The organism is Jejuia sp. G7-7 (genome assembly GCF_055808955.1).
In genome coordinates, this window is the sequence record NZ_JBVVSZ010000001.1 from 279,191 (window position 1) to 301,621 (window position 22,431).

General features: G+C 31.3%; 20 protein-coding genes, 1 tRNA gene and 3 pseudogenes. 13 read left to right on the plus strand and 11 right to left on the minus strand.

Annotated features, from left to right (window positions below; all coding sequences use genetic code 11):
• Positions 1-56: 56 nt before the first annotated feature.
• The 3 genes and pseudogenes from AC0L5U_RS01445 to AC0L5U_RS01455 form a co-directional block, all read right to left on the minus strand.
• Positions 57-920: a site-specific integrase gene (locus AC0L5U_RS01445; protein ID WP_473416138.1), complete on the minus strand. Its 864-nt coding sequence runs from the start codon at positions 918-920 to the stop codon at positions 57-59.
• A 129-nt stretch (positions 921-1,049) separates the two neighbouring features.
• Positions 1,050-1,261 (minus strand): annotated as a pseudogene (locus AC0L5U_RS01450) (Arm DNA-binding domain-containing protein); the annotation flags it as partial.
• A gap of 261 nt (positions 1,262-1,522) precedes the next feature.
• Positions 1,523-1,595 (minus strand) — tRNA-Lys (locus tag AC0L5U_RS01455).
• Positions 1,596-1,736: 141 nt separating this feature from the next.
• Between AC0L5U_RS01455 and AC0L5U_RS01460 the strand changes: the two genes are divergently transcribed.
• On the plus strand, positions 1,737-2,258 hold the full coding sequence (locus AC0L5U_RS01460) for a shikimate kinase (protein WP_473414320.1): 522 nt from the start codon (positions 1,737-1,739) through the stop codon (positions 2,256-2,258).
• Here AC0L5U_RS01460 and AC0L5U_RS01465 read toward each other — a convergent pair.
• Together AC0L5U_RS01465 and AC0L5U_RS01470 are read right to left on the minus strand one after the other, a co-directional pair.
• Entirely contained in the window at positions 2,239-2,754 is a 516-nt protein-coding gene (locus AC0L5U_RS01465) for a phosphoribosyltransferase domain-containing protein (RefSeq protein ID WP_473414322.1), read from the minus strand. The two genes, AC0L5U_RS01460 and AC0L5U_RS01465, sit on opposite strands and share 20 nt — an antisense overlap.
• Positions 2,755-2,781: 27 nt before the next feature.
• On the minus strand, positions 2,782-3,153 hold the full coding sequence (locus tag AC0L5U_RS01470) for an RNA-binding S4 domain-containing protein (RefSeq protein WP_473414323.1): 372 nt from the start codon (positions 3,151-3,153) through the stop codon (positions 2,782-2,784).
• An 81-nt stretch (positions 3,154-3,234) separates the two neighbouring features.
• On the opposite strand from AC0L5U_RS01470, the gene AC0L5U_RS01475 reads away from it, so the two are divergent.
• A complete protein-coding gene (locus tag AC0L5U_RS01475; RefSeq protein ID WP_473414324.1) occupies positions 3,235-4,182 on the plus strand; it encodes an FKBP-type peptidyl-prolyl cis-trans isomerase in 948 nt (315 codons plus the stop codon).
• 58 nt (positions 4,183-4,240) lie between these two features.
• On the opposite strand, the gene AC0L5U_RS01480 is transcribed toward AC0L5U_RS01475, so the two are convergent.
• The 3 genes and pseudogenes from AC0L5U_RS01480 to AC0L5U_RS01490 form a co-directional block, all read right to left on the minus strand.
• The gene (locus AC0L5U_RS01480) at positions 4,241-4,828 is read right to left on the minus strand and encodes an outer membrane beta-barrel protein (RefSeq protein ID WP_473414325.1); all 588 of its coding nucleotides are present in this window, start codon (positions 4,826-4,828) and stop codon (positions 4,241-4,243) included.
• A 142-nt stretch (positions 4,829-4,970) separates the two neighbouring features.
• Positions 4,971-5,923: pseudogene (locus AC0L5U_RS01485) on the minus strand (transketolase family protein).
• 18 nt (positions 5,924-5,941) lie between these two features.
• Positions 5,942-6,787, minus strand: coding sequence for a transketolase (locus AC0L5U_RS01490; RefSeq protein WP_473414326.1), 846 nt, complete (start codon positions 6,785-6,787; stop codon positions 5,942-5,944).
• Positions 6,788-6,950: 163 nt separating this feature from the next.
• Here AC0L5U_RS01490 and tgt point away from each other — a divergent pair, with 163 nt between their 5' ends.
• From tgt to AC0L5U_RS01520, 6 genes and pseudogenes are all read left to right on the plus strand, one after another.
• Positions 6,951-8,081, plus strand: a complete 1,131-nt coding sequence (gene tgt, locus AC0L5U_RS01495; protein ID WP_473414328.1) for a tRNA guanosine(34) transglycosylase Tgt — start codon at positions 6,951-6,953, stop codon at positions 8,079-8,081.
• A 16-nt stretch (positions 8,082-8,097) separates the two neighbouring features.
• On the plus strand, positions 8,098-9,174 hold the full coding sequence (locus tag AC0L5U_RS01500) for an LptF/LptG family permease (protein WP_473414329.1): 1,077 nt from the start codon (positions 8,098-8,100) through the stop codon (positions 9,172-9,174).
• Positions 9,161-10,054 (plus strand): DMT family transporter, encoded by an 894-nt coding sequence (locus tag AC0L5U_RS01505; protein WP_473414331.1) that lies wholly within the window; start codon positions 9,161-9,163, stop codon positions 10,052-10,054. The genes AC0L5U_RS01500 and AC0L5U_RS01505 overlap by 14 nt, the downstream gene beginning before the upstream one ends.
• Before the next feature lie 94 nt (positions 10,055-10,148).
• Positions 10,149-11,102, plus strand: coding sequence for an acetyl-CoA carboxylase carboxyltransferase subunit alpha (locus AC0L5U_RS01510; RefSeq protein WP_473414332.1), 954 nt, complete (start codon positions 10,149-10,151; stop codon positions 11,100-11,102).
• Between the two features lie 165 nt (positions 11,103-11,267).
• Positions 11,268-12,809 (plus strand): replicative DNA helicase, encoded by a 1,542-nt coding sequence (dnaB, locus tag AC0L5U_RS01515; RefSeq protein WP_473414333.1) that lies wholly within the window; start codon positions 11,268-11,270, stop codon positions 12,807-12,809.
• Between the two features lie 122 nt (positions 12,810-12,931).
• Positions 12,932-14,114, plus strand: a pseudogene (locus AC0L5U_RS01520) (asparagine synthetase B).
• On the opposite strand, the gene AC0L5U_RS01525 reads toward AC0L5U_RS01520, so the two are convergent.
• Together AC0L5U_RS01525 and AC0L5U_RS01530 are read right to left on the minus strand one after the other, a co-directional pair.
• A complete protein-coding gene (locus AC0L5U_RS01525; RefSeq protein WP_473414334.1) occupies positions 14,111-14,584 on the minus strand; it encodes a hypothetical protein in 474 nt (157 codons plus the stop codon). The pseudogene AC0L5U_RS01520 and the gene AC0L5U_RS01525 overlap by 4 nt on opposite strands.
• 68 nt (positions 14,585-14,652) lie before the next feature.
• Positions 14,653-15,468 carry an HAD family hydrolase gene (locus AC0L5U_RS01530; protein ID WP_473414335.1) on the minus strand — a complete coding sequence of 272 codons (816 nt, stop codon included), beginning with the start codon at positions 15,466-15,468 and terminating at the stop codon, positions 14,653-14,655.
• Between the two features lie 203 nt (positions 15,469-15,671).
• Here AC0L5U_RS01530 and AC0L5U_RS01535 point away from each other — a divergent pair, with 203 nt between their 5' ends.
• The 4 genes from AC0L5U_RS01535 to AC0L5U_RS01550 all read left to right on the plus strand — a co-directional run bounded on the left by AC0L5U_RS01535 (position 15,672) and on the right by AC0L5U_RS01550 (position 21,058).
• Positions 15,672-16,118: a hypothetical protein gene (locus AC0L5U_RS01535; RefSeq protein ID WP_473414336.1), complete on the plus strand. Its 447-nt coding sequence runs from the start codon at positions 15,672-15,674 to the stop codon at positions 16,116-16,118.
• A gap of 292 nt (positions 16,119-16,410) precedes the next feature.
• Entirely contained in the window at positions 16,411-17,733 is a 1,323-nt protein-coding gene (locus AC0L5U_RS01540; RefSeq protein ID WP_473414338.1) for a hypothetical protein, read from the plus strand.
• A gap of 135 nt (positions 17,734-17,868) precedes the next feature.
• A complete protein-coding gene (locus tag AC0L5U_RS01545; protein WP_473414339.1) occupies positions 17,869-19,320 on the plus strand; it encodes a T9SS type B sorting domain-containing protein in 1,452 nt (483 codons plus the stop codon).
• 1 nt (position 19,321) lies between these two features.
• Complete coding sequence (locus tag AC0L5U_RS01550; RefSeq protein WP_473414342.1) at positions 19,322-21,058, plus strand: PorP/SprF family type IX secretion system membrane protein; 1,737 nt, start codon at positions 19,322-19,324, stop codon at positions 21,056-21,058.
• 111 nt (positions 21,059-21,169) lie between these two features.
• Here the strand turns inward: AC0L5U_RS01550 and AC0L5U_RS01555 are convergent, their stop codons facing one another.
• Positions 21,170-21,421, minus strand: a complete 252-nt coding sequence (locus tag AC0L5U_RS01555) for a hypothetical protein (RefSeq protein WP_473414344.1) — start codon at positions 21,419-21,421, stop codon at positions 21,170-21,172.
• Between AC0L5U_RS01555 and AC0L5U_RS01560 the strand changes: the two genes are divergently transcribed.
• Positions 21,405-22,256 carry a sprD domain protein gene (locus tag AC0L5U_RS01560; protein ID WP_473414346.1) on the plus strand — a complete coding sequence of 284 codons (852 nt, stop codon included), beginning with the start codon at positions 21,405-21,407 and terminating at the stop codon, positions 22,254-22,256. The genes AC0L5U_RS01555 and AC0L5U_RS01560 overlap by 17 nt on opposite strands.
• The last annotated feature ends 175 nt before the right edge of the window (positions 22,257-22,431 follow it).

Below are 22,431 nucleotides of genomic sequence, written 5' to 3' on the forward strand. Positions count from 1 at the left end.
AATTAAAAACATCAAACCGTAAAGTTTGATGTTTTTTTAATGCAAAAATAATTAACCTAAGAAGTTAATTGATTTCTTAATTTTTCCATATCATCACTCACTTTTCGTTCTATAACTCTTGCATAAATTTGCGTAGTAGCAATTTTGGTATGACCTAATAATTTTGATACAGTTTCAATGGGAACTCCATTACTTAGAGTAACAGTAGTGGCAAATGTATGGCGTGCCATATGGAATGTTAGATTCTTTCTTATATTACACAAATCAGCTATTTCTTTTAAATAACTATTTAATCGTTGATTAGATATACAAGGCATTAAGTTTCCCGAAAATTGTGTTCTTGGGTGGTTTTTATACTTTTTAATTAATAATTCTGTTGCTGGTAATAACGGTATTTTGAAAGGTACTTTGGTTTTATTTCTTTTAGCCATAATCCAACTATTACCATCAATACCTTGAATTATGCTTTTATTTGAAAGGTTCATAATGTCTCCATATGATATTCCTGTATAACAACTAAAAATAAATAAATCTTTAACTACTGAAAGCCTTTCAATGCTCGGCAATAAGTTTTCTATATTCTTAAGCTCTATATCAGTAAGAAACTCTCGTTCTCGCTTTTCTAAAATTGGTTTAAACTTCACAAATGGATCTCGTTCAATCCATTCCATATGATAGGCTAGTGTTATCATTTTTCGAAGTCTTTGGATATGCTTCATAACTGCGTTATTTCCAATTTTACCTTGATAATGTCTTGGTTGATAAGAACGCAGGAAGTTTTCAAAACCGAGAACAAAAGCGTAATCTAACTCTTGAAGATAAATATCAAGTGCTTTGTATTTTTTTTCAAGATATTCAAGCACATATTTTTGGCTTGTTCTATAGTGGCAAATAGTTTTGGAGCATAACTTACTGGCCATTGTTTCATTATGATAATCAATAATGTCTTGAAGAGAACGAATTATTTTGTCTTCACCCAAAAATCTTGCTTTGATTAGTTTTGGAGATAATACTCTATTTTCTAATTTTAAATCTCGATAGCATTGAAAAAGAGTGGAGCTTATTTCATTAAGATAATGGTTGATTTCTCTAGCCGTTTTACCATTACCTTTAACTTTTTGAGACTTCACATCCCAAGAATCTACATCAATTTTTTCTTTAAACTGATGTTAACTCGTTTTCCATTTACAGTTATTCGAACGTAAATGTCAGTTTGATTGTTTTTTGCACGTGCGGCATATATCCAAAAAGGATAGAAAATGTTGAAGAAGTACGCATAGTTGTCGTCTTTAAATTGTTAAACAATATTTGAGACGAAAGTCAAATCAACTATATAAAATTAAGTTTAGTTCTGTTCAATCTATCCATATGTTGACAGTTATGTTGACAATTTTAAAATATGTTGACGGTTTGTGAACTTTTAAAACTAAATAACATCAAATTAAATGATTGACTAAAAACTATAAAACCTTGTTAATCATAAGATTAACAAGGTTTTGATTTCGGATGATATTCCGATTAGTGACCGGGCTGGGGCTCGAACCCAGGACCCTCTCCTTAAAAGGGAGATGCTCTACCAACTGAGCTACCAGGTCATTATTCCAAACCAACATATTGCTGTTAGCGGGTGCAAATATAAAATGTTTAATTAATAAAACAATACTTTTTTTGAAGAAATTTTTGTTTTTTTGCGGTTCAAATACGTATGTTTTTAATAATCAATTTATAGCGAGAAAATGATAATTGTTTTAATTGGATATATGGCTTCTGGAAAGACGTCTATTGGAAAGAAATTGGCAGGAAAATTAAATTATAATTTTCTAGATTTAGATGATGTTATTGAAGAAAAAGAAAACATGACAGTTACTGAAGTATTCAAAGAAAAAGGAGAAATTTATTTTAGAAAGCAAGAAGCACTTCATTTAAAAACATTATTAAAGTCTGAAAATAATACTATTCTAGCCGTTGGGGGTGGAACACCCTGCTATAGCAGAAATATGGAAGTTATTTTAAATAATGAAAACGCAAAGAGTATTTATTTAAAGGCATCTTTAACAACTTTAGTAGACAAATTAATGCGTAAAAAAGCAAAACGACCTTTAATTGCTCACATTGAAACTAAAGAAGAAATGACTGAGTTTATTGGGAAGCACTTATTTGAGCGTGTACAGTTTTATAATCAAGCAGAAATTAATGTGTCTATTGATAATAAAACTAAAGAAGACGTTGTTGAAGATATTATTCTAGAATTATTCTAAAACAACTTCTTGAACTTTGCCGGTTAAAACTACTTGAACATGTTCGTGTAAAAGAAGTCGATAATGAAATCCCTTTAAAATCAGCTTTTACAGGATATTTTTTATGATTTCTATTAACCAAAACAGCTGTTTTAAATTGCTTTAGAGGTACATTTAAAAAATGTTTTACACCATAAATTAATGTAGTTCCGGAATTTAAAACATCATCAACTAACACAATAGATTTGTTTTTGTATTCATCTGATTTTAAGGAAGTTGATATTGTTTCCCAAGGTTTTTTCTTGTCAATAGTAACCTTGCATAGTGTAGGTTTAATATCTGAAATTTTTTCAAGAAGTGTTTTTAATTTTTTTGCCAACACATAACCATTACTATCAATTCCAGCAATTATAACTTCGGTTTCATCTACATTACTCTCATAAATTTGAAACGCTATACGTCTTATTTTATGCTGAATTTCTTTGTTATTAAGAATTACGTTGTTATTTAAATCCATGTACGAATTATAAATTATTTTATAAAATTACTCATTTTCATCTGTAAAATCGTTAATATCTCGTCTATCTTTTTTTGTAGGTCTTCCAGTTCCTTTTTTTCTATAATAATCTTTAGAGTATTTTAAAAGTTCTTGCGCTTCAAACTGTTCCTTAGGTGTAGTGTCTACTCTATAAATATCTACAAGTTTTGCCGAAACTCTATTAGGCGGAATATCATTAACAGTAAGTTGATAGTTAATTTGATTTTTACGCAAAACAATTTTATCCATTGGATAAACTTCACGACTAGGTTTTACAACATCTTCATTCACTTTTATTTGTCCTTTTTTACAGGCAGTAGTGGCTAAAGTTCTTGTTTTATAGTATCTCAGACACCATAAAAATTTGTCAATTCGCATAACAATTGTTATAAAACTACGTTAATGTTTTGGTGCAAAACTATATTAAAATTGTATCTTGCGCGTCAAAAATAAGCAATAATGAGTTTAAGAAAAATTAGTTTTTTAATATTGTGTTTAATGGTCGCTTTTTCATCATGTAAAAAAGATGATGATACTACTGAAATCCCTGAAATAGTAATTAGAGATAGAGGAGAACAGCAGATGGCTGATAATGACTCGATTGTTGAGTATTTGACAAGTCATTATTATAATGCTAGTGATTTTGAAGGTGTAGAAACTCCAAAAATTAAAGATTTAGTGATTAGTGATTCTCCTGATGGTAATGTTAGGTTAATGGATGTAGTAGAGACTAAAACTATTAATTTTGCTGATACTGAATACAAAATTTATATTTTAAGATTAAATTCTGGAGGAGGAGCTACTTCACCAAATTTTTCTGATAAAGTTAGAGTTATTTACGAGGGGACATTATTAGATAATTCTGTTTTTGATAGTGCTGTGACTCCCGTTGATTTTAATTTAATAGGAGACAGAATAACAACTTTTGGTACAATTGCAGGATGGAGAAAAGTATTTCCTGAATTTAATGTAGCTGCATCGTTTACAGATGGCGGAGATGGTACAATAGATTATACAAATCATGGAACAGGAGTTATGTTTTTACCTTCAGGGTTGGCATATTTTTCAAACTCACCATCTTCAGATATTCCTGCTTATGCACCTTTAATTTTTAAGTTTGAATTGTTACAAAGTTTTGTTAACGATCATGATAATGATGGTGTGCCAACTTGGAAAGAAGATATTGATGGTGATGGAGAATTTTCTATTGATCCTGATGATAGTGAAAAAGAAGATGATGATGATACTGATAATGACGGTACCCCTGATTACATAGATACCGATGACGATGGTGATGGTGTTTTGACAATTGATGAAGATTTAGATAATGATGGAGATCCAACAAATGATATTAGCCCAAACGGTAAACCAAGGTATTTAGATCCTGAAGCAACAGAATCAAAGTAAATCATAAAAAAACTCACCTATTAGGTGAGTTTTTTTATGATTTAGATATAATTTGATATTATAGTAATAAAGATAAACTCAATATCAATTGGTCTGGCCTTGTATCTAATCTACTTTCAACACCTCCAACATTGGTATTAATAAATTTGGCTTCATTATTATTAAAACCTCTTTCGTATCTTAAATCAATACCTAATTTTTTGAAATTAAGACCAATTCCGAAATTTAACCCAACTGAAAAATCATCTTCAACATTACCTATATTAATGCCTTCAAATTCAGAATCTAAAATGTATTGAAATGAAGGACCACCAAAAACGCTTAATGGACCTAAAACTTTAACACCAACTAAAACAGGTGCATCAAGTTTACTTAACTCAAAGGTATCGTCTCTATAATCACTTTTAGTTTTAGTGTAAACCAATTCAGGTCTTAAATAAACCTTTTTTCCAATTTTCCCAAAAATCCCAACATGATAACCAATATTCCTATCTGGATTTTGGGCATTATCACTAATAGATTCAAAATAATCGCCATTAGCATTGTAATTTAATCCTCCTTTAAGACCAAAACCTTGGGCTGTTTGGGAAAACCCTAATGTTGAAAATACAATTGATAAAGCTGTAAATAAAATTAATTTTTTCATAATATTCGTTTTAAGATTTGATTTCAAGTCTAGTATCAAAAACGTTGCCAAACCAAAAATATTTTAAATTAATAAATATTAAGAACAAAAAAGGTTCTCCCAATTTTTGGAAGAACCTTTTAATATTTGGTGTTTTAAAAAACTATTTTCTTTTAATAACAGCTTTTGCTTTTTCAACAATAGCAGCACTATTTAATCCGTATTTGTCCATTAATTGAGCTGGAGTACCAGATTCTCCAAAAGTATCGTTTGTACCTACAAACTCTTGAGGCGTTGGATTATTAGTTGCTAATACACGAGCAACACTTTCTCCAAGACCACCTAGAATATTATGTTCTTCAGCAGTAACAATACAACCAGTTTTAGCAACAGATGCTAAAATTGCAGCATCATCTAAAGGTTTGATAGTATGAATATTTATGACTTCAGCAGAAATCCCAGCTTGATTTAAAGCTTTAGATGCCTCTAAGGCTTCCCAAACTAAATGTCCTGTTGCAACAATAGTAACATCAGTACCTTCTGTTAATTGAATGGCTTTTCCTATTTGAAATTTTTGATTATCTGGAGTAAAAATTGGAACAGATGGCCTACCAAAACGTAAATAAACAGGGCCATCATGCTCAGCAATAGCAATAGTTGCAGCTTTAGTCTGGTTAAAATCACATGGATTAATAACCGTCATTCCTGGTAACATTTTCATTAAGCCAATATCTTCAAGAATTTGGTGAGTTGCACCATCTTCACCTAAAGTTAAACCAGCATGAGAAGCACATATTTTGACGTTCTTTCCAGAATACGCAATAGACTGACGAATTTGATCATAAACTCTACCTGTAGAAAAGTTTGCAAAAGTACCTGTAAATGGAATTTTACCACCAATAGTTAAACCAGCAGCAATACCCATCATATTAGCTTCGGCAATCCCTATTTGAAAGAAACGCTCAGGGTTTTCCTTTATAAATTCGTTCATTTTTAATGACCCAATAAGATCTGCACAAAGCGCTACCACGTTAGGATTGGTTCTACCTAGTTCAGCTAAACCAGCACCAAAACCACTTCTTGTATCTTTTTTTCTGTGTATGTATATGTTTTCATTTTTGTAATGTAAAGTGGTTAATAATCTCCTAAAGTCTCAGGGTTTTGTTTTAATCCCTCTGCTAATTGCTCATCGTTTGGCGCTTTTCCATGCCACGCATGGGTGTGCATCATAAAATCTACACCATTACCCATTATGGTTTTAAGTAATACACAAACAGGTTTTCCTTTTCCAGTTTCAGCTTTAGCTTTTGCCATTCCTGATAAAACAGCTTCAATATTATTACCTTCTTCAATTTCTAAAACCGTCCATCCAAAAGCTTCAAATTTTCCTTTAATGCTTCCCATAGGTAAAACATCATCAGTTGAACCATCAATTTGTTGTCCGTTTAAATCTATGGTAGAAATTAAGTTATCTACTTTTTTAGCTGAGGCATACATAATAGCTTCCCAGTTTTGGCCTTCTTGTAACTCCCCATCACCATGTAAAGAATACACAATCTTAGCATCATTATTTAGTTTTTTGGCTTGTGCAGCTCCGATTGCCACAGACATACCTTGACCAAGAGAACCAGAAGCAATTCTTATACCCGGTAAACCTTCATGAGTAGTTGGGTGTCCTTGTAATCTGGAATCTATTAATCTAAATGTATTTAATTCTTCAACTGGAAAATAACCAGCTCTTGCCAAAACACTATAAAACACAGGAGAAATGTGACCGTTTGATAAGAAGAATAAATCTTCACCAATTCCATCCATATCGAATGTGTTTTTTTTATCCATAATTTCGTTATAGAGTGCAACGAAAAATTCCGTACATCCTAAAGACCCCCCTGGGTGACCAGAGTTTACTTTATGTACTTGTCTTAAGATATCTCGTCGAACTTGCGTACAGATAGCTTCTAAGTTTTGTGTGTTTGGCATGTTAAATGATTATTTTTTGCGCGACAAAAGTAGTGTATTAAGATAGTTTTACAAAGTATTAATTTCCTATTTTAAATAAATTTACTTAAAGTTTTAGGTAGATATAATTAGTTTCTTTTTTTGGTTTAAAATATGTAGGTTTGCGCTCTGGATTAAGAGTTATATGAAATTCGAATTAAAACAAAAAGACACCCAAAGTAAAGCACGAGCAGGTATAATTACTACCGATCATGGTGTGATTGAAACCCCAATATTTATGCCTGTAGGAACTGTGGCTTCTGTAAAAGGTGTTCATCAGCGCGAACTTAAAAACGATATCAATCCAGATATTATTTTAGGAAATACCTATCATTTGTATTTGCGCCCACAAACGGATATTATAGAAAAAGTAGGTGGACTCCATAAATTTATGAATTGGGATAGAAATATTTTAACCGATTCAGGTGGATATCAAGTCTACTCTTTATCTGCAAATAGAAAAATTAAGGAAGAAGGGGTAAAGTTCAAGTCACATATTGATGGTAGTTACCATACATTTACTCCAGAAAATGTGATGGAAATTCAAAGAAGTATTGGTGCAGATATCATTATGGCTTTTGATGAATGTACGCCTTATCCATGTGATTATAATTACGTAAAACGCTCTATGCACATGACGCATCGGTGGTTGGATAGATGCATTAACCATTTAGAAAAAACACCTTTAAAGTATGATTATAGCCAAGCTTTTTTTCCAATTGTTCAAGGAGGGACTTATAAAGATTTAAGGATACAGTCTGCGGAATATATAGCAAATGCTGGTGCTGTTGGTAATGCCATAGGTGGATTATCTGTTGGAGAGCCTGCTGAAGAAATGTATGCTATGACTGAAGTTGTAACAGAAGTTTTACCAGAAGACAAACCAAGATATTTAATGGGAGTAGGCACACCAATCAATATTTTAGAAAATATTGCGTTAGGTATTGATATGTTTGATTGTGTAATGCCAACCCGAAATGCAAGAAACGGAATGTTGTTTACAGCTCACGGCACTATTAATATTAAAAATTTAAAATGGGCAGAAGATTTTTCGCCTATTGATGATATGGCAATTACGTTTGTTGATACTGAATATAGTAAAGCTTATTTAAGACATTTGTTTACAGTAAACGAATTATTAGGCAAACAAATAGCTACCATTCATAATTTAGGTTTTTATTTATGGTTGGTTCGCGAAGCTAGAAAACATATATTAGCAGGAGATTTTACAACCTGGAAAAATATGATGGTAAAACAAATGGATAATAGGTTGTAATGGTGAAAATTGTTAAGTGAAGATATTAGATTGGTACATATTAAAACGTTATCTGTTTACATTTTTAATGATGTTGCTGTTATTTATTCCTATTGGAATTACAGTAAATCTTGCTGAAAAAATTGGTAAAATTTTAGATAATAATGTGCCATTTAACGAGGTTGCTCTTTTTTATCTAGACTTCACAGTATATTTTGCAAACTTATTATTTCCGCTTTTTTTATTCTTATCAGTAATTTGGTTTACCTCTAAATTAGCTAATAATACAGAGATTGTTGCTTTTTTAAGTTCAGGCGTATCTTACTTTAGATTTTTGAGACCTTATATATATGGTGCAACTATTGTTGCAATTTTTGCCTTAATTCTAGGAATGTTTCTAGCCCCATCTGCAAGCAAAGGGTTTAACGAGTTTGATTACAAATATTTTAAAAGAGGTAAAAGTGCAGTTGAAAATAGAAATGTATACAGGCAAATAAATGATAATGACTTTATTTATGTAAGTAGTTATGATTCAAAGAATAAACTAGGACAAAATTTTACCTTCGAGCACTTTGAGGGTAATAAATTAGTCACTAAAATAAATGCCAAAAGTATTCGTTACATAGAAAAAGATACAACCTACAGATTGATAGATTATGTAAAACGAAATATTGGTTCATTAGTAGATACTTTGGATATTGAAAGAAGAAAAGATACATTGTTTTCATTTGATGCAGAAGATTTAACACCAGTAATCTATATTGCTGAAACCTTATCTTATGGAGAACTCACAAACTTTATAGCCAAGGAAGAAGCAAGAGGATCCTCAAACATAGGGCGTTATAAGTTGGTGCTTTACCGAAAATGGAGTTTACCTGCATCTATATTTATACTTACCATAATTGCAGTAGCAGTTTCGTCTGTAAAAAGAAGAGGAGGTATGGGTGTAAACTTAGCTTTAGGAATTTGTATTGCCATGATTTTTATATTCTTTGATAAGATTTTTGGAGTTATGGCACAACAATCAGATTTTCCTCCTATAATAGCTGTGTGGTTTCCCAATTTCATTTTTGGTATTTTAGCTGTATATCTTTTATACAATGCCAAACGCTAGGATAAAGAATTACCTCCACCTTCATTTTTTAGTATTTATAGCTGGTTTTACAGCTATTTTGGGAGAAGTAATATCAATTAAAGCTGTTCCTTTAGTTTGGTTTCGAATGTCAATTGCTGCAGTTTTAATGTTTATTTACATTTTAATAAGAGACGTTAAGCTTAAAATCAATTTTAAATCCCTTATTAGATTATCCTTTGCAGGAATTATAATAGCATTGCATTGGATTACTTTTTTTGCTGCCATTGATGCTGCAAATATTTCAATAGCATTAGCCATGTTTTCTACTGGAGCTTTTTTTGCTTCAATTATAGAACCTATAGTTTTTAAGAGAAAGGTTATAGATTATGAAATTATATTTGGTTTGCTAGTAATAATTGGTGTTTTCATTATTACTAAGGGAGAATTAAAATATCTAATTGGTATTATTTTAGGAATTTCATCGGCGTTTTTCTCATCATTATTTGCTGTTTTAAATGGTATATTCTTAAAAAAACATTCAGCTACAATAATTTCATTTTATGAGTTTATAAGCGGTGTTGTATTTATTTCATTATTTATAATTTTATTTGAAGATGGTTTTTCAATTGAATTTTTTGAACTAAGTACTGCAGATTTTGGATATCTTTTTATACTTGCCTCAATTTGTACCGCATATGCTTTTATTGCTTCGGTTTATGTGATGAAGCTAATAAGCCCATACACAGTTGTACTTACATACAATCTTGAACCTGTTTACGGTATTATTTTGGCTTTGTTATTATTTCCTGAGTCAGAAAAAATGAGTGCGTCTTTTTATTATGGAGCATTGTTAATAATTAGTACTGTTTTAATGAATGGAATTCTTAAAAATAAGAATGCTATAAGAAGAAGGAGATAGCAAATAGAAGAAGTATAAAAATTGAAAAGCTATTTGATTTTGACTAGAAATCCGTAATTTTGTATACTAACTAAAAATAACCGAATTAATTCTTATGGAATATTTAGAATTCGAACTACCTATTAAAGAGCTTGAAGATCAACTTCAAAAATGTAAAGTTATTGGAGAAGAAAGTGATGTTGATGTAACTGAAACTTGTGAGCAAATAGAAAAGAAGTTAAAAACTACTATTACCGATTTATACAAAAATTTAACACCTTGGCAAAGGGTACAACTATCAAGACATCCTGATAGACCTTATACTCTAGATCATATTAAAGCTATTTGTGGAGATTCTTTTCTAGAACTTCATGGCGATAGAAACTTTAAGGATGATAAAGCTATGATTGGTGGTTTAGGTAAAATTGGAGACCAAAGTTATATGTTTATTGGCCAACAAAAAGGTTATAACACAAAAACGCGGCAATTAAGAAATTTTGGAATGGCAAATCCAGAAGGCTACAGAAAAGCATTACGCTTAATGAAATCTGCTGAAAAATTTGGAATTCCAGTTGTTACACTTATTGATACTCCAGGTGCTTATCCAGGTTTAGAAGCTGAAGAACGTGGACAAGGGGAAGCTATTGCTAGGAATATTTTAGAGATGGCACGTTTAAAAGTACCAATAATTACCATTATCATTGGAGAAGGTGCATCGGGTGGTGCTTTAGGAATTGGTGTTGGAGATAAAGTTCTTATGTTAGAAAATACATGGTATTCTGTAATTTCGCCAGAATCTTGTTCGTCTATTTTGTGGCGTAGTTGGGAGCATAAAGAAGAAGCTGCTGAAGCCTTAAAACTTACAGCGACTGATATGAAGAAATTAAAATTGGTGGATCAAATTATAAAAGAACCATTAGGCGGTGCTCACAGAGATAGAGCAAAAACTTTTAAAGCAGTTAGTAATGCCATTGAAAAGTGTTATGACGAATTGAAAAACTTATCACCAAAGGATTTAGTAGGTAAGCGAATGGATAAATATGCAAGTATGGGTACTTTTAAAGGCTAAACAACTTAAAACCAAAAGATTTAAAATCTGAAGTGTTTACTTCAGATTTTTTTGTCGCTATTCACAATTTATTTAAGTTATTAACAGTTATTTTGTTAACTAAGGGTTAAGAATGAAAACTAAAATACCGAAGAACGAACGCTTTATTTGTCTAATTTCGCAGATATGAAACAACCAAACCAAATCACAGGATATAAAGTAGATAAAAGCACTTTAATAAATCTTGAAAAAGGGAAAATTCCGCCGCAAGCACTTGATTTAGAAGAGGTTGTTCTTGGTGCTATGATGATTGATAAAAAGGGTGTTGATGAGGTAATTGACATTTTGAGCGCAGATGCATTTTACAAAGAAGCACATCAACATATTTTTGAAGCCATTTTCCAATTGTTTGAAGATAGTGAACCAGTTGACTTATTAACTGTTTCAACCCGCTTAAAGAAGAATGCGAAACTAGAATTAGCAGGTGGTGATTTTTATCTTATATCTCTTACCCAAAAGGTGTCATCTTCAGCGCATATTGAATTTCATGCGCGTATTATTCTTCAAAAATTTATTCAGCGAAGCTTAATTAAAATTTCAAACGAAATCATTGAAGATTCGTATGATGAAACCAAAGATGTTTTCGATTTATTAGATAAAGCTGAATCTAGATTATATGAAGTTACTCAAGGAAACATTAAAAAATCAAGTGAGACCGCTCAAGATTTAGTAATTCAAGCTAAGAAAAAAATTGAGGAGATTTCTAACAAAGAAGGTCTAAGTGGTATCCCTACAGGCTTTCATAAACTTGATAAATTAACATCAGGATGGCAACCTTCCGATTTAATCATCGTGGCTGCAAGACCTGGTATGGGTAAAACAGCATTAACATTATCTATGGCACGAAATATTGCTGTAGACCAAAATATTCCAGTTGCTTTCTTTTCTTTAGAAATGGCATCTGTACAGTTAATTACACGTTTAATTTCTAGTGAAACTGGCTTGTCTTCTGAAAAATTAAGAACAGGAAAGCTTGAAAAACACGAATGGGAGCAACTTAATGTAAAAGTTAAAGATTTAGAGAAAGCACCATTATATATAGATGATACGCCTTCACTTTCAATATTCGATTTAAGGGCAAAAGCACGTCGATTGGCATCGCAACATGGCATAAAAATGATTATGATTGATTACTTACAGTTGATGACTGGAGGTAGCAGCCATGCAGGTAATCGTGAGCAGGAAATTTCAATGATTTCCAGAAACCTCAAGGCATTAGCAAAAGAATTGAATGTTCCAGTAATAGCATTATCACAGTTGTCACGTGCTGTTGAAACACGTGGAGGTAGTAAAAGACCTTTGCTTTCTGATTTACGTGAATCTGGAGCAATTGAGCAGGATGCAGATATTGTGAGTTTTATTTACAGACCAGAATATTATAAAATTGATGAATGGGATGACGAAGAGCGTTCTCCAACTGAAGGCCAAGCAGAATTTATTATTGCAAAGCATAGAAATGGTGGTTTAGAGAATATTCGTTTAAAATTTGTTGGGCATTTAGGTAAGTTTGATAATTTGGATGATTTTGATTCTCCATTTGAATTCCATAGTAAGATGAATGCTGCTGCAAATGATGATACTTTTAAAGCAGATAATTTTACGGCTAGTCCAGATCAAGCTTTTGGTAGTTCGTTTAATGAGGATGAAGAGAACGATGTGCCTTTTTAACAAATGATTAATTTATTGAAGGTGAAATTTTCTGTATCTTTCGGTTTATGAAAAAGCCACTTTTATTCATTATAATCGTCTTCTTATCGTTTAAGACTTATGCATCTTACATCCTCATCCCTATGGACGTAGATACTCAAAATAACCATTTAAAAGCTTATGGTATAACTTATTGGACGTTGAATAAGCAATTAAAAGTAAAGTGGTTACTTAATTATAGAGGTGGTTCTTTTTTGTTGCCAGATACTGAAGAAATCCAACAGGAATGCCAAATAAGAGGTGTGTCTTTTGAAGTTATTTCAAATTCAAAAGCAGAAAATATTTTGGAAGAAATATCAAGTCCCAGTCAAAATATGGAGGCTGTTGTGCTAGAAAAAGCTCCAAAAATTGCTGTTTACACACCAAAAGGAAAGTTACCATGGGATGATGCTGTAACCATGGTTTTAAAATATGCCGAAATTCCTTATGAAACTGTTTATGATGAAGAAGTTTTGGATGATAGTCTGCTATTGTTTGATTGGTTGCACTTACATCACGAGGATTTTACTGGACAATATGGTAAATTTTACAGTATGTATCGTGCTTCATCATGGTATATTCAAGAAAAAAGAAGCTGAAGCGCTTGCTGAAAGATTAGGATACAATAAAGTTTCTAATGCAAAACAAGATGTAGCTTTAAAAATAAGGGACTATGTTGTGGGGGGCGGTTTTATGTTTGCCATGTGTAGTGCAACAGATAGTTTTGATGTTGCTTTATCTGCTGAAGGCATAGATATATGTGAACCCATGTTCGATGGAGATGGCAGTACCCCTAGCTATCAAAAGAAAATAGACTATCAAAAAACTTTTGCTTTTACAGATTTTACTTTAGAGAGAAACCCTATGGTTTATGAGTTTTCGTCAATAGACACAACACGAAAACGTATGGTTTCTAAAACAACAGATTATTTCTCATTAATGGAGTTTTCAGCAAAATGGGATCCTGTTCCAACAATGTTATGCCAAAACCATACGGCTTTAGTTAAAGGGTTTATGGGCCAGACTACAGCTTTTGAGAGAGATGAAATAAAGTCTAATGTACTGGTAATGGGAGAAAATAAATCTAATGGAGAAGCCAAATATATACATGGTATTAAAGGTAAAGGCTTCTTTACATTTTATGGAGGACATGATCCTGAAGATTATCAGCATAGAGTAGGAGATGCTAAAACAGAATTAGATTTACATCCTACATCTCCGGGATATAGGCTTATTCTGAATAACGTTTTATTTCCTGCTGCAAAAAAGAGGAAGCAAAAAACCTAATTAACGGTTTGTGTGATTATTTTTCTTTTAAAAGTGTATACAAACCCATCGGAATGAGTTCCTGTAGACGTAATATTTTGATCAATTATTAAATCCTCACCATTTTCATTTGGTGTAACAATTGCTCCATATTCTGTTCCATCTACAAAAAGAATAGAGTTTGAATCATAAACAGGAATAGATATCGAATAATTACCAGAATCAAACCCATCTTCTAGTGTTGTATCTGTATTATTATTTTGAACAGCCAAAACTCCACTTCCATTAAAGTCCACATTAAATACATATATAACTTTATCTTCTTCAAAATCAGTATCAACGCCAGCTATACCTCCTGAAACATTAATTAAGTGCCATTGAAAAATTTCAACTTCTACTGGTCCCAGATCTTGTAGATCATCATCACTATTTGTACTGCAACTAGAACATATCAAAAGAAAAAATATGGGAAAAATAAATTTGAGTTTCATAATTACAACAGCTTTGAATTATTTATTAGATGTCAAAAGTATATAATGGTTGCGTAAATATTTTAAAATTATTCTAATAATTTATCTTTTTCGTTTAACAGTTGTTGTAAAATCAATTCTACTCCAAAATCATCATTACTTTTAGTCATGAATCTAGCAACAGATTTTACCGCTTCATGAGCATTTTCCATAGCATAGCTGTAATGAGCTTTTTTTAGCATCTCTATATCATTATTATAATCTCCAAAAACTAAAGTTTCTTCTGCTTTAATCTTAAATTTATCTTGTATATACTCTATTGCATATCCTTTATTCGCAATGTTTTCAGAAATATCAACCCAATGAGTAGCCGATAACTTTACCTTAAAGTGAGTTTCTAAATGCTTAACATGAGGGTAAACATATTTTTCTGAACTTTCTTCATGATATAAAGCTATTTTATAAATAGTATTATCTATATCTTGTGTTGCGTTAATAATAGTGTAATTAGCATAATATTCTGATAATAAATTGATTAAAGATTGAGATTCACTCATTACAAAAGCTTTTTCCTTTGAACAAAATACTGGGTGTACATTATCAATTTCACTAATGACTTCTATTATTTTTTGCAGATTTTTTTGTTTAATTGGATTTGAGATTAAGGTAATATCATTTTTTACTGCAAACCCTCCATTTTCAGCCACAATTATTATATCATTTTTGATAGTGTTTAATTTATTAATAATGCCGTAAAAGGGACGTCCACTAGCTGCAACAAAAATAATATCATGTACTTTAAGTTTATTGAATAATTCAAAAAATAAAGCGCTCACTTCATGCTCTGAATTTAAAAGTGTTCCATCCATATCTGTAACTACTAATTTTACTTGAGATAGGTTCATACATTTCTATTTAGTGGTGCTAAATTACATTTCTTTGTGTAAAGTAAATTTGTTTTTACATTAACATTTTTACTAAGTAAGCTATTCTTTTTTTAAACTATAACACTTACAATGGCATAAAAATTTTATAAAAAAATCGATAAAATGATTGTTTTTAACGATAAATTACATAAATTAGCCGCCAGAACCCTTAAATCTAATTCATGAAAACGAAATTAATTTTTCTTAGTTTTTGCTTTATGCTTGTGGCAGGCATTGGTTTTGCTCAAAAAAAGAAACAGCCCAAAAGTATTATTAGTGATGATGTTGCAATAAAAAAATACCATAATAAGTCTGAATTAGACCGTATGGCTAAAGGAGAGTTGTTAGTGCTTTATGTAGAGCGAATAGAGAGTCTTGTAAAACTATTACCTTACATTGCCTTTGCAACAAAACCAGGTGTTACTATGACTACATTGGGGATACCTAATGATAGTGATAATAGAAAGTCACTTGATGATCAATTTGATGCCACCGACGAATTTTTAGAGAGAACTTCTGAATTTCAAAAAAGAATTTTACCTTATTCTGATACTAATGATTTAGTTTCTGCAATTATATTTTATGAAGAAGCTTTAAAATCTCTTCATGAATATAGTGAGTTTCATTAATTCAAAACTAAAAAATTCACTTAAATTTTCGTTGAACTATATTTCGTCATTCTAGAGTATTCTAGATGTTCTAATTAGTATTTTATCATCTTCTACAGCTTAAATTTGAAAGAAAGTAAATACTTTCATTATGTATAATTAGCTTTAAATTATGTATTTCATCGATTATATTTAATCAAAATAAGCTATAAATATGTATTTTGTCGAAATATTTGGTATTTCATGGAATATTGTCTTAATTTTGATTAATAGTAAACCGAATAAGAATTGAAGAAATTATAAATATAGAATCATGAAAAATTTTACCCTTTTAATTTTAGTATTTTTAGTATCTGTTATTAGTATTTCAGCTCAACAAGAAAAAGGAATTGTAGGGAATGCTAATTGGTTGAACAACTGGACGGAGTTTAAATCTGGTAAAATTGATTATGGTGAACCTACTCAAATATTAACTGGTAACATTACTGAGAATAGAACGCTTTATAAAAAAGAAGTGTATTTGCTTGTTGGTAGTGTTTTTGTTACAAATAATGCTGAATTACGCATACAACCTGGAACAGTAATATTAGGCGACTTTAAAACCAGGGCATCTTTAACAATTGGCAGAGGATCGACTTTGATTGCTGATGGAGTTGAAACAGATCCTATTATCTTTACATCTAGTAGAAGTGTTAAAAGAGCAGGTGATTGGGGAGGTATAATTGTACTTGGTAATGCTCCAATAAACAGATATGGTTCTGGATCTGTAGCGTCTTATTATCCAAATCTTAGCGGAGCAAATTATTCTAACACAAATTATGGAGGCGATGATGCCATGGGATCTTCGGGAATATTAAAATATGTAAGAATTGAGTACGCTGGAAAAAGAGTCTCTCAAGACACTTATTTTAATGGATTACTCCTAGCTAGTGTTGGTAGAGGTACCAAATTAAGTAATATAATGATTAGTCATTGTGCTGAAGATGCTTTTGAAATATGGGGAGGAAAAATTGGTTTATTTAACATGGTTTCTTATCGTACTAAAGGTACTGATTTCAAGTTTAATTACGGATCACGTTCTGTTATGGCTAATTCTTTAGCTGTTCGTTCTCCTTATGCTTCTAATGGTAGAGGTTCGAGGTGCTTAGAAATATTGTCATATAGCAAGAAAGATGAATTTGATTTTACAAAAAAGGGAACTTTTTTAAAGGCAAAAAACTTAACTTTTTTGAATGATAGTGAAGACTTAAAAGCTGATATCAAAATGAACTTGGTTCATGAAGCTATTTTTGTTGGAGAAGATGCACGATTAAATATGTTCAAAAGTGTAGTTTCTGGATTTAATCCAGCTGTTATACTTGATGAAAAAATGAAGATAAATCAAAAAAATTTAGAGAAAATTTCATTCAAAGAAATGTATTTTAATAATTGTAAAGGAAATATTTTTTTAGAAAATAATTCTAATAATGATGATTTAGAGAATTGGTATGGTAATAACGCATTTTTTAATGTGTATTCTAGAAGTAACAATTCTGAAACGTTTATAGCCGCTGAAGATTACAAAAAGCCAGATTTTAGATTACGAATCAATAAAATAATTGCAACCAATATTGATAGAGATTTAATGGATGAATAAAATTAAACTATGATACTTTAAAAAGTATGATAAAACTCTAGGCAATTACTTTCCTGCTTACATATCATAACATAGGAAATTTAATTAAAATATTACATTGGTATAGTTCCTAGTCGTTTTATAAAAATATGGCGTATGAGGAAGATTACTATTTATAATTTTATTGTATTGCTATCTATGGTTGCATTTTCTGGAATCATAAATAGCCAAATAGTGATAAGTAAGCCTAATTTAGGTTTTACTCAAGCCTGTGCTAACGCTTCTTTTAATTCTTTTGATATTACTTTTTCATTTTCGCCAGAGGCAAATTTAGGTGTATCAAATCAATTTATTGTCGAGTTGTCTGATGCTACTGGAAGTTTTTCAAACGTTACAAATATATTTTCTTCTACAGTAGGAAGTATAACAACTTCGCCGGCAACTATTAGTATTTCTTTTCCAACAACAACTTCAGGTGAATCTTATAAATTGAGAGTAAAAAGTACAGCGCCAGTAGCAACGAGTAGTGCTTCAAATACGTTTGCTGCCTATTATAAAATTCAAGATACTCCGTTTTCAATCAATAATTTAGTTGAAACAGGTGTGTTTTGTTCTGGTGGAAACTATTTATTAACCATCGATAACCCTGGAGGTGTAATGAATGATTCTCCTTTGCAATACTCTTCACTAAGTTTTAACTGGTTTAAGGAAACAAGCCCAACTACATCAGTTTTTGTAGTCTCGGGTGAAAGTTTATTAGTAAATGAAGCAGGAACTTATTTTGTAGAAACAGACTATGGAAGCTGTACATCTAATTCTGTTTCAAATAAGGTAACTATTAGTGAAGCTTCTTCTGGAACGGCAACCAGTTCTATTAGTTCTAGTTTAGGTAATCCTTATTGTTCAACAGAAGGACCAACAATTTTAAGCACAATTAAAGGTTTGAGCTACCAATGGTATAAAGATGGAAATGAAATAACTGGTGCAACAAACCAAATGTATCAAACTAATGAAGGAGGAATTTATGCTGTAACCATAGATTTAGGCGATTGTACCGCAAGTGCTACAATTACATTAGAGAATACTGGTTTTGAAAGTAATATTGATATTGATTTGGATGAACCAGTTAAGCTATCAGATGGAGAAACACGAGATGTAACTGTAACAACTACGGCAATGAATCCCGAATTTAAATGGTATTTTAATAATGTTTTAGTTTCTGGAGCTAACGTAGCAACCTATGAAATAGCTCAAGCAGGAAATTATAAAGTTGAAATTAATCAAACGTCTGGTTGTATGTCATCTAAGCAATTTAGTTTTAGAGTTACTGAACCATTTCCAGATGTATCGCAAATACCAAATGTTATTACTCCAAATAATGATAATGAAAATGATACTTGGGTAATTCCTCAAGCATATGTTAGCGGTACAAATACCCAAGTTACAGTTTATAATGCTCAGGGAAAAGTTGTGCTTAATACAAATAAGTACTTAAATAATTGGCCAGAAAACGAACTAAGTTTTAAAAATGTTTCTTCAATTTACTATTACATTATAAAAGCAGAAAACCAAAAGACTATAAAGGGATCTATTACGGTTGTAAAATAAAATGAACAAATATCTACTATATGCGCTTTTAGTTTTCAGTACACTACAGCAATTCCATTCCCAAGAGGGAAGTGCAGCTGTAGGGTTGTCTCTACCAGTTAGAAATTCTTTAAAGTTCAATAGATATGCTATTAATCCAACTTTCAGTTTTGTAAGAGAGCAAAATAAGTACATTAGTTTTACAAATAAAAAACAATGGGTGCAGTTTGATAATGCGCCACAGACTTACTTATTTAGTTACTCAGGTAGATTTAAGGAAAATATTGGTGCAGGTATTGGTTTATTTCAACAAGATTTTGGAGTGTTATCTACTTTTGGAGGTGTTTTAAATTTTGCTTACAATGTTAATATTAGTAATGATAATAATTTAACATTCGGATTAAATTTAGCTGCCTATCAAAGCGGTATTAATCAAGGGCGTATTATTGTTAATACACCAGATTCAGCTTTGGAAAACATACCATCTAGTTTTTTAATGACTATTAATCCTGGGATCAACTATGGTACATCCTTTTTAGATTTTGGTGTTTCCATTAATAACCTTGTTTCATATGATATTAGTAATTCTAAAGTTATAGAGAGCAATCCAGAACAGAATATTCAGGGGCATATCATGTATACTGGCTATATGAATACAAGTGGGTTTTTTGATGAAAGTAAGTTTTCTACACTAATAAAAAGTGAGTTTAAAAAAGATCAAACGGTATTGTCTGGTTTAGTAATGCTAACCGTTCCAAAGGGAATTTGGGCACAAGCAGGCTACAATAGTGTGTACGGCGCATCTGCTGGAGTTGGTCTTAATGTTACTGAAAATGTCGCTTTAGAGTACAATTATGAACAATCTATGGGTGATTTATCAGAATTCGGAAATTCTCATGAAGTTATAATAGCTTATAGGTTTAAGAAAAGAGAGCGTTATAATTATAATGACGATGATGAAGAGCAATCAGTATTTAATTCTAGACACAAAAAAGTAAAAGCAAATACAATTTCGAAGAGCGATGCAGAAAAAATGGCTAAACGAAGAATTGAAATAGCTGCCCAACGTAAAGCAGCTGCAGAAGCTAAAAAGGGACAAGTTAATGTTGAGAATTTAAAAGTTACAACTAAAAAAGTAGATGCTTCAACTTCAATAAATGCTCAAAACAAAGTAGAGAATAAGGAGAAATTAGAAGCTGAAGTAAAAATAACAGCTGAAGCAGCAAAAGCAAAGTTAGATTTAGAAACTAAAGCTAAAGCAGCAGCACGATTGCAAGAAATAGAAAAAGCAAAAGCTGATGCCGAAGCCAAAAAACAGTTAGAAGAAGCTCAAAGGTTAAAGAGAGAAGAGGAGACCCGATTAAAGTTAGAAGCAGAAGCTCAAGCAAAAATAGTTGCCGAAGCAGCAAAAGCCAAGTTAGATTTAGAGGCTAAAGCTAAAGAAGCAACACGATTACAAGAAATAGAAAAAGCAAAAGTTGATGCCGAAGCCAAAAAACAGTTAGAAGAAGCTCAAAGGTTAAAGAGAGAAGAGGAGACCCGATTAAAGTTAGAAGCAGAAGCTCAAGCAAAAATAGTTGCCGAAGCAGCAAAAGCCAAGTTAGATTTAGAGGCTAAAGCTAAAGAAGCAGCACGATTACAAGAAATAGAAAAAGCAAAAGCTGATGAAGAAGCCAAAAAACAGTTAGAAGAAGCTCAAAGATTAAAGAGAAGAAGAGACCAGATTAAAGTTAGAAGCCCAAGCAAAAATAGTCGCTGAAGCAGCAAAAGCTAAGTTAGATGCAGAAACTAAAGCTAAAGAAGCAGCACGATTACAAGAAATAGAAAAAGCAAAAGCTGATGAAGAAGCCAAAAAACAGTTAGAAGAAGCTCAAAGATTAAAGAGAGAAGAGGAAACCAGATTAAAGTTAGAGGCAGAAGCCCAAGCAAAAATAGCAGCTGAAGCAGCAAAAGCTAAGTTAGATGCAGAAACTAAGGCTAAAGAAGCAGCACGATTACAAGAAATAGAAAAAGTTAAAGCTGATGCAGAAGTCAAAAGGCAATTAGAAGAATCTAAAGCTAAAAAAGAAATACAACCTGAAGCTGATGATGAAATATCACAATCTATGAAGATTTTAACCAAGTCATCTGATGAGGTAAGTATAGTTCAGAAAGAACTATTAGAGAATTTATCTCAGAAAATTAACAGTAAGCAAACGGACTTGGATGATTTAAAAAAGGAAAACGATTTAAGCGAACAAGGCGTTTACCAAGCACCAAAACAATTTAAGAGTATTACTGCTGAAAATGCAGCTTTAGAAAAAGTACAAGATGAAATTGATAAAACAATAGAAGAACAAAACATAAAAATTATTGAACTTGAAACCTTGTATATTACCAGAAAGAAAAAAGTTAAAAGTAAAAATGATCCAGTAAATGCTTATTATTTAAAAACCATTGAAAGGTTAAAATCTGAACAACTTCAAACATTAAAAGCAAAAAAAGATTTAGATATAGCTTTAAATAATATTAATGTTGCAACAGATTTTGAAAGGAAAAGACGTATTAGACGTGCTGCTTATGATAACCAACAAGATCGTTATGTAAAAGATAAAAATACCTTGGCGCGTATTAAGAAATTTACTGATGAAAGTACTACCCCATTAAGTGAAGAAGATTTTGATTTTGGAGAAGAGCAAACCCGAAACATTCAAATTGTTAAGAATGTAACAAATGAAGAAAATGGTTATTACATAGTGATAGCTGTACATAGTGATATTGAAAAAAGAGATGATTTTCTAGCAAAAGTGGTAGCTTCTGGTGAAAAAGATATCAATTTCTTCTTTGATGTAACTACAAATAAATATTTTATCTACTACGAAAAGTTTACCTCAATTAATCAGGCAAAAAACGCTTTGGAGTCTAAAGGAAGTAAGCCTTATAACGGTAAAATGTCTTTGGTTAAAATTGAAAACTAACCTATTTAAACCATTAATTTTTCTACTAAAAAAAAAGTGTCTTAACTGTACTATGTACAAATTTATTGTTTTTTGATTTAAATTCTTACAAATAATATATAATAAATAGATAAAAATGTTATTTCATCGATTAAGTGTGTTAAATGTGGTCATGAACTAAGGTTGTTAGAGTTAT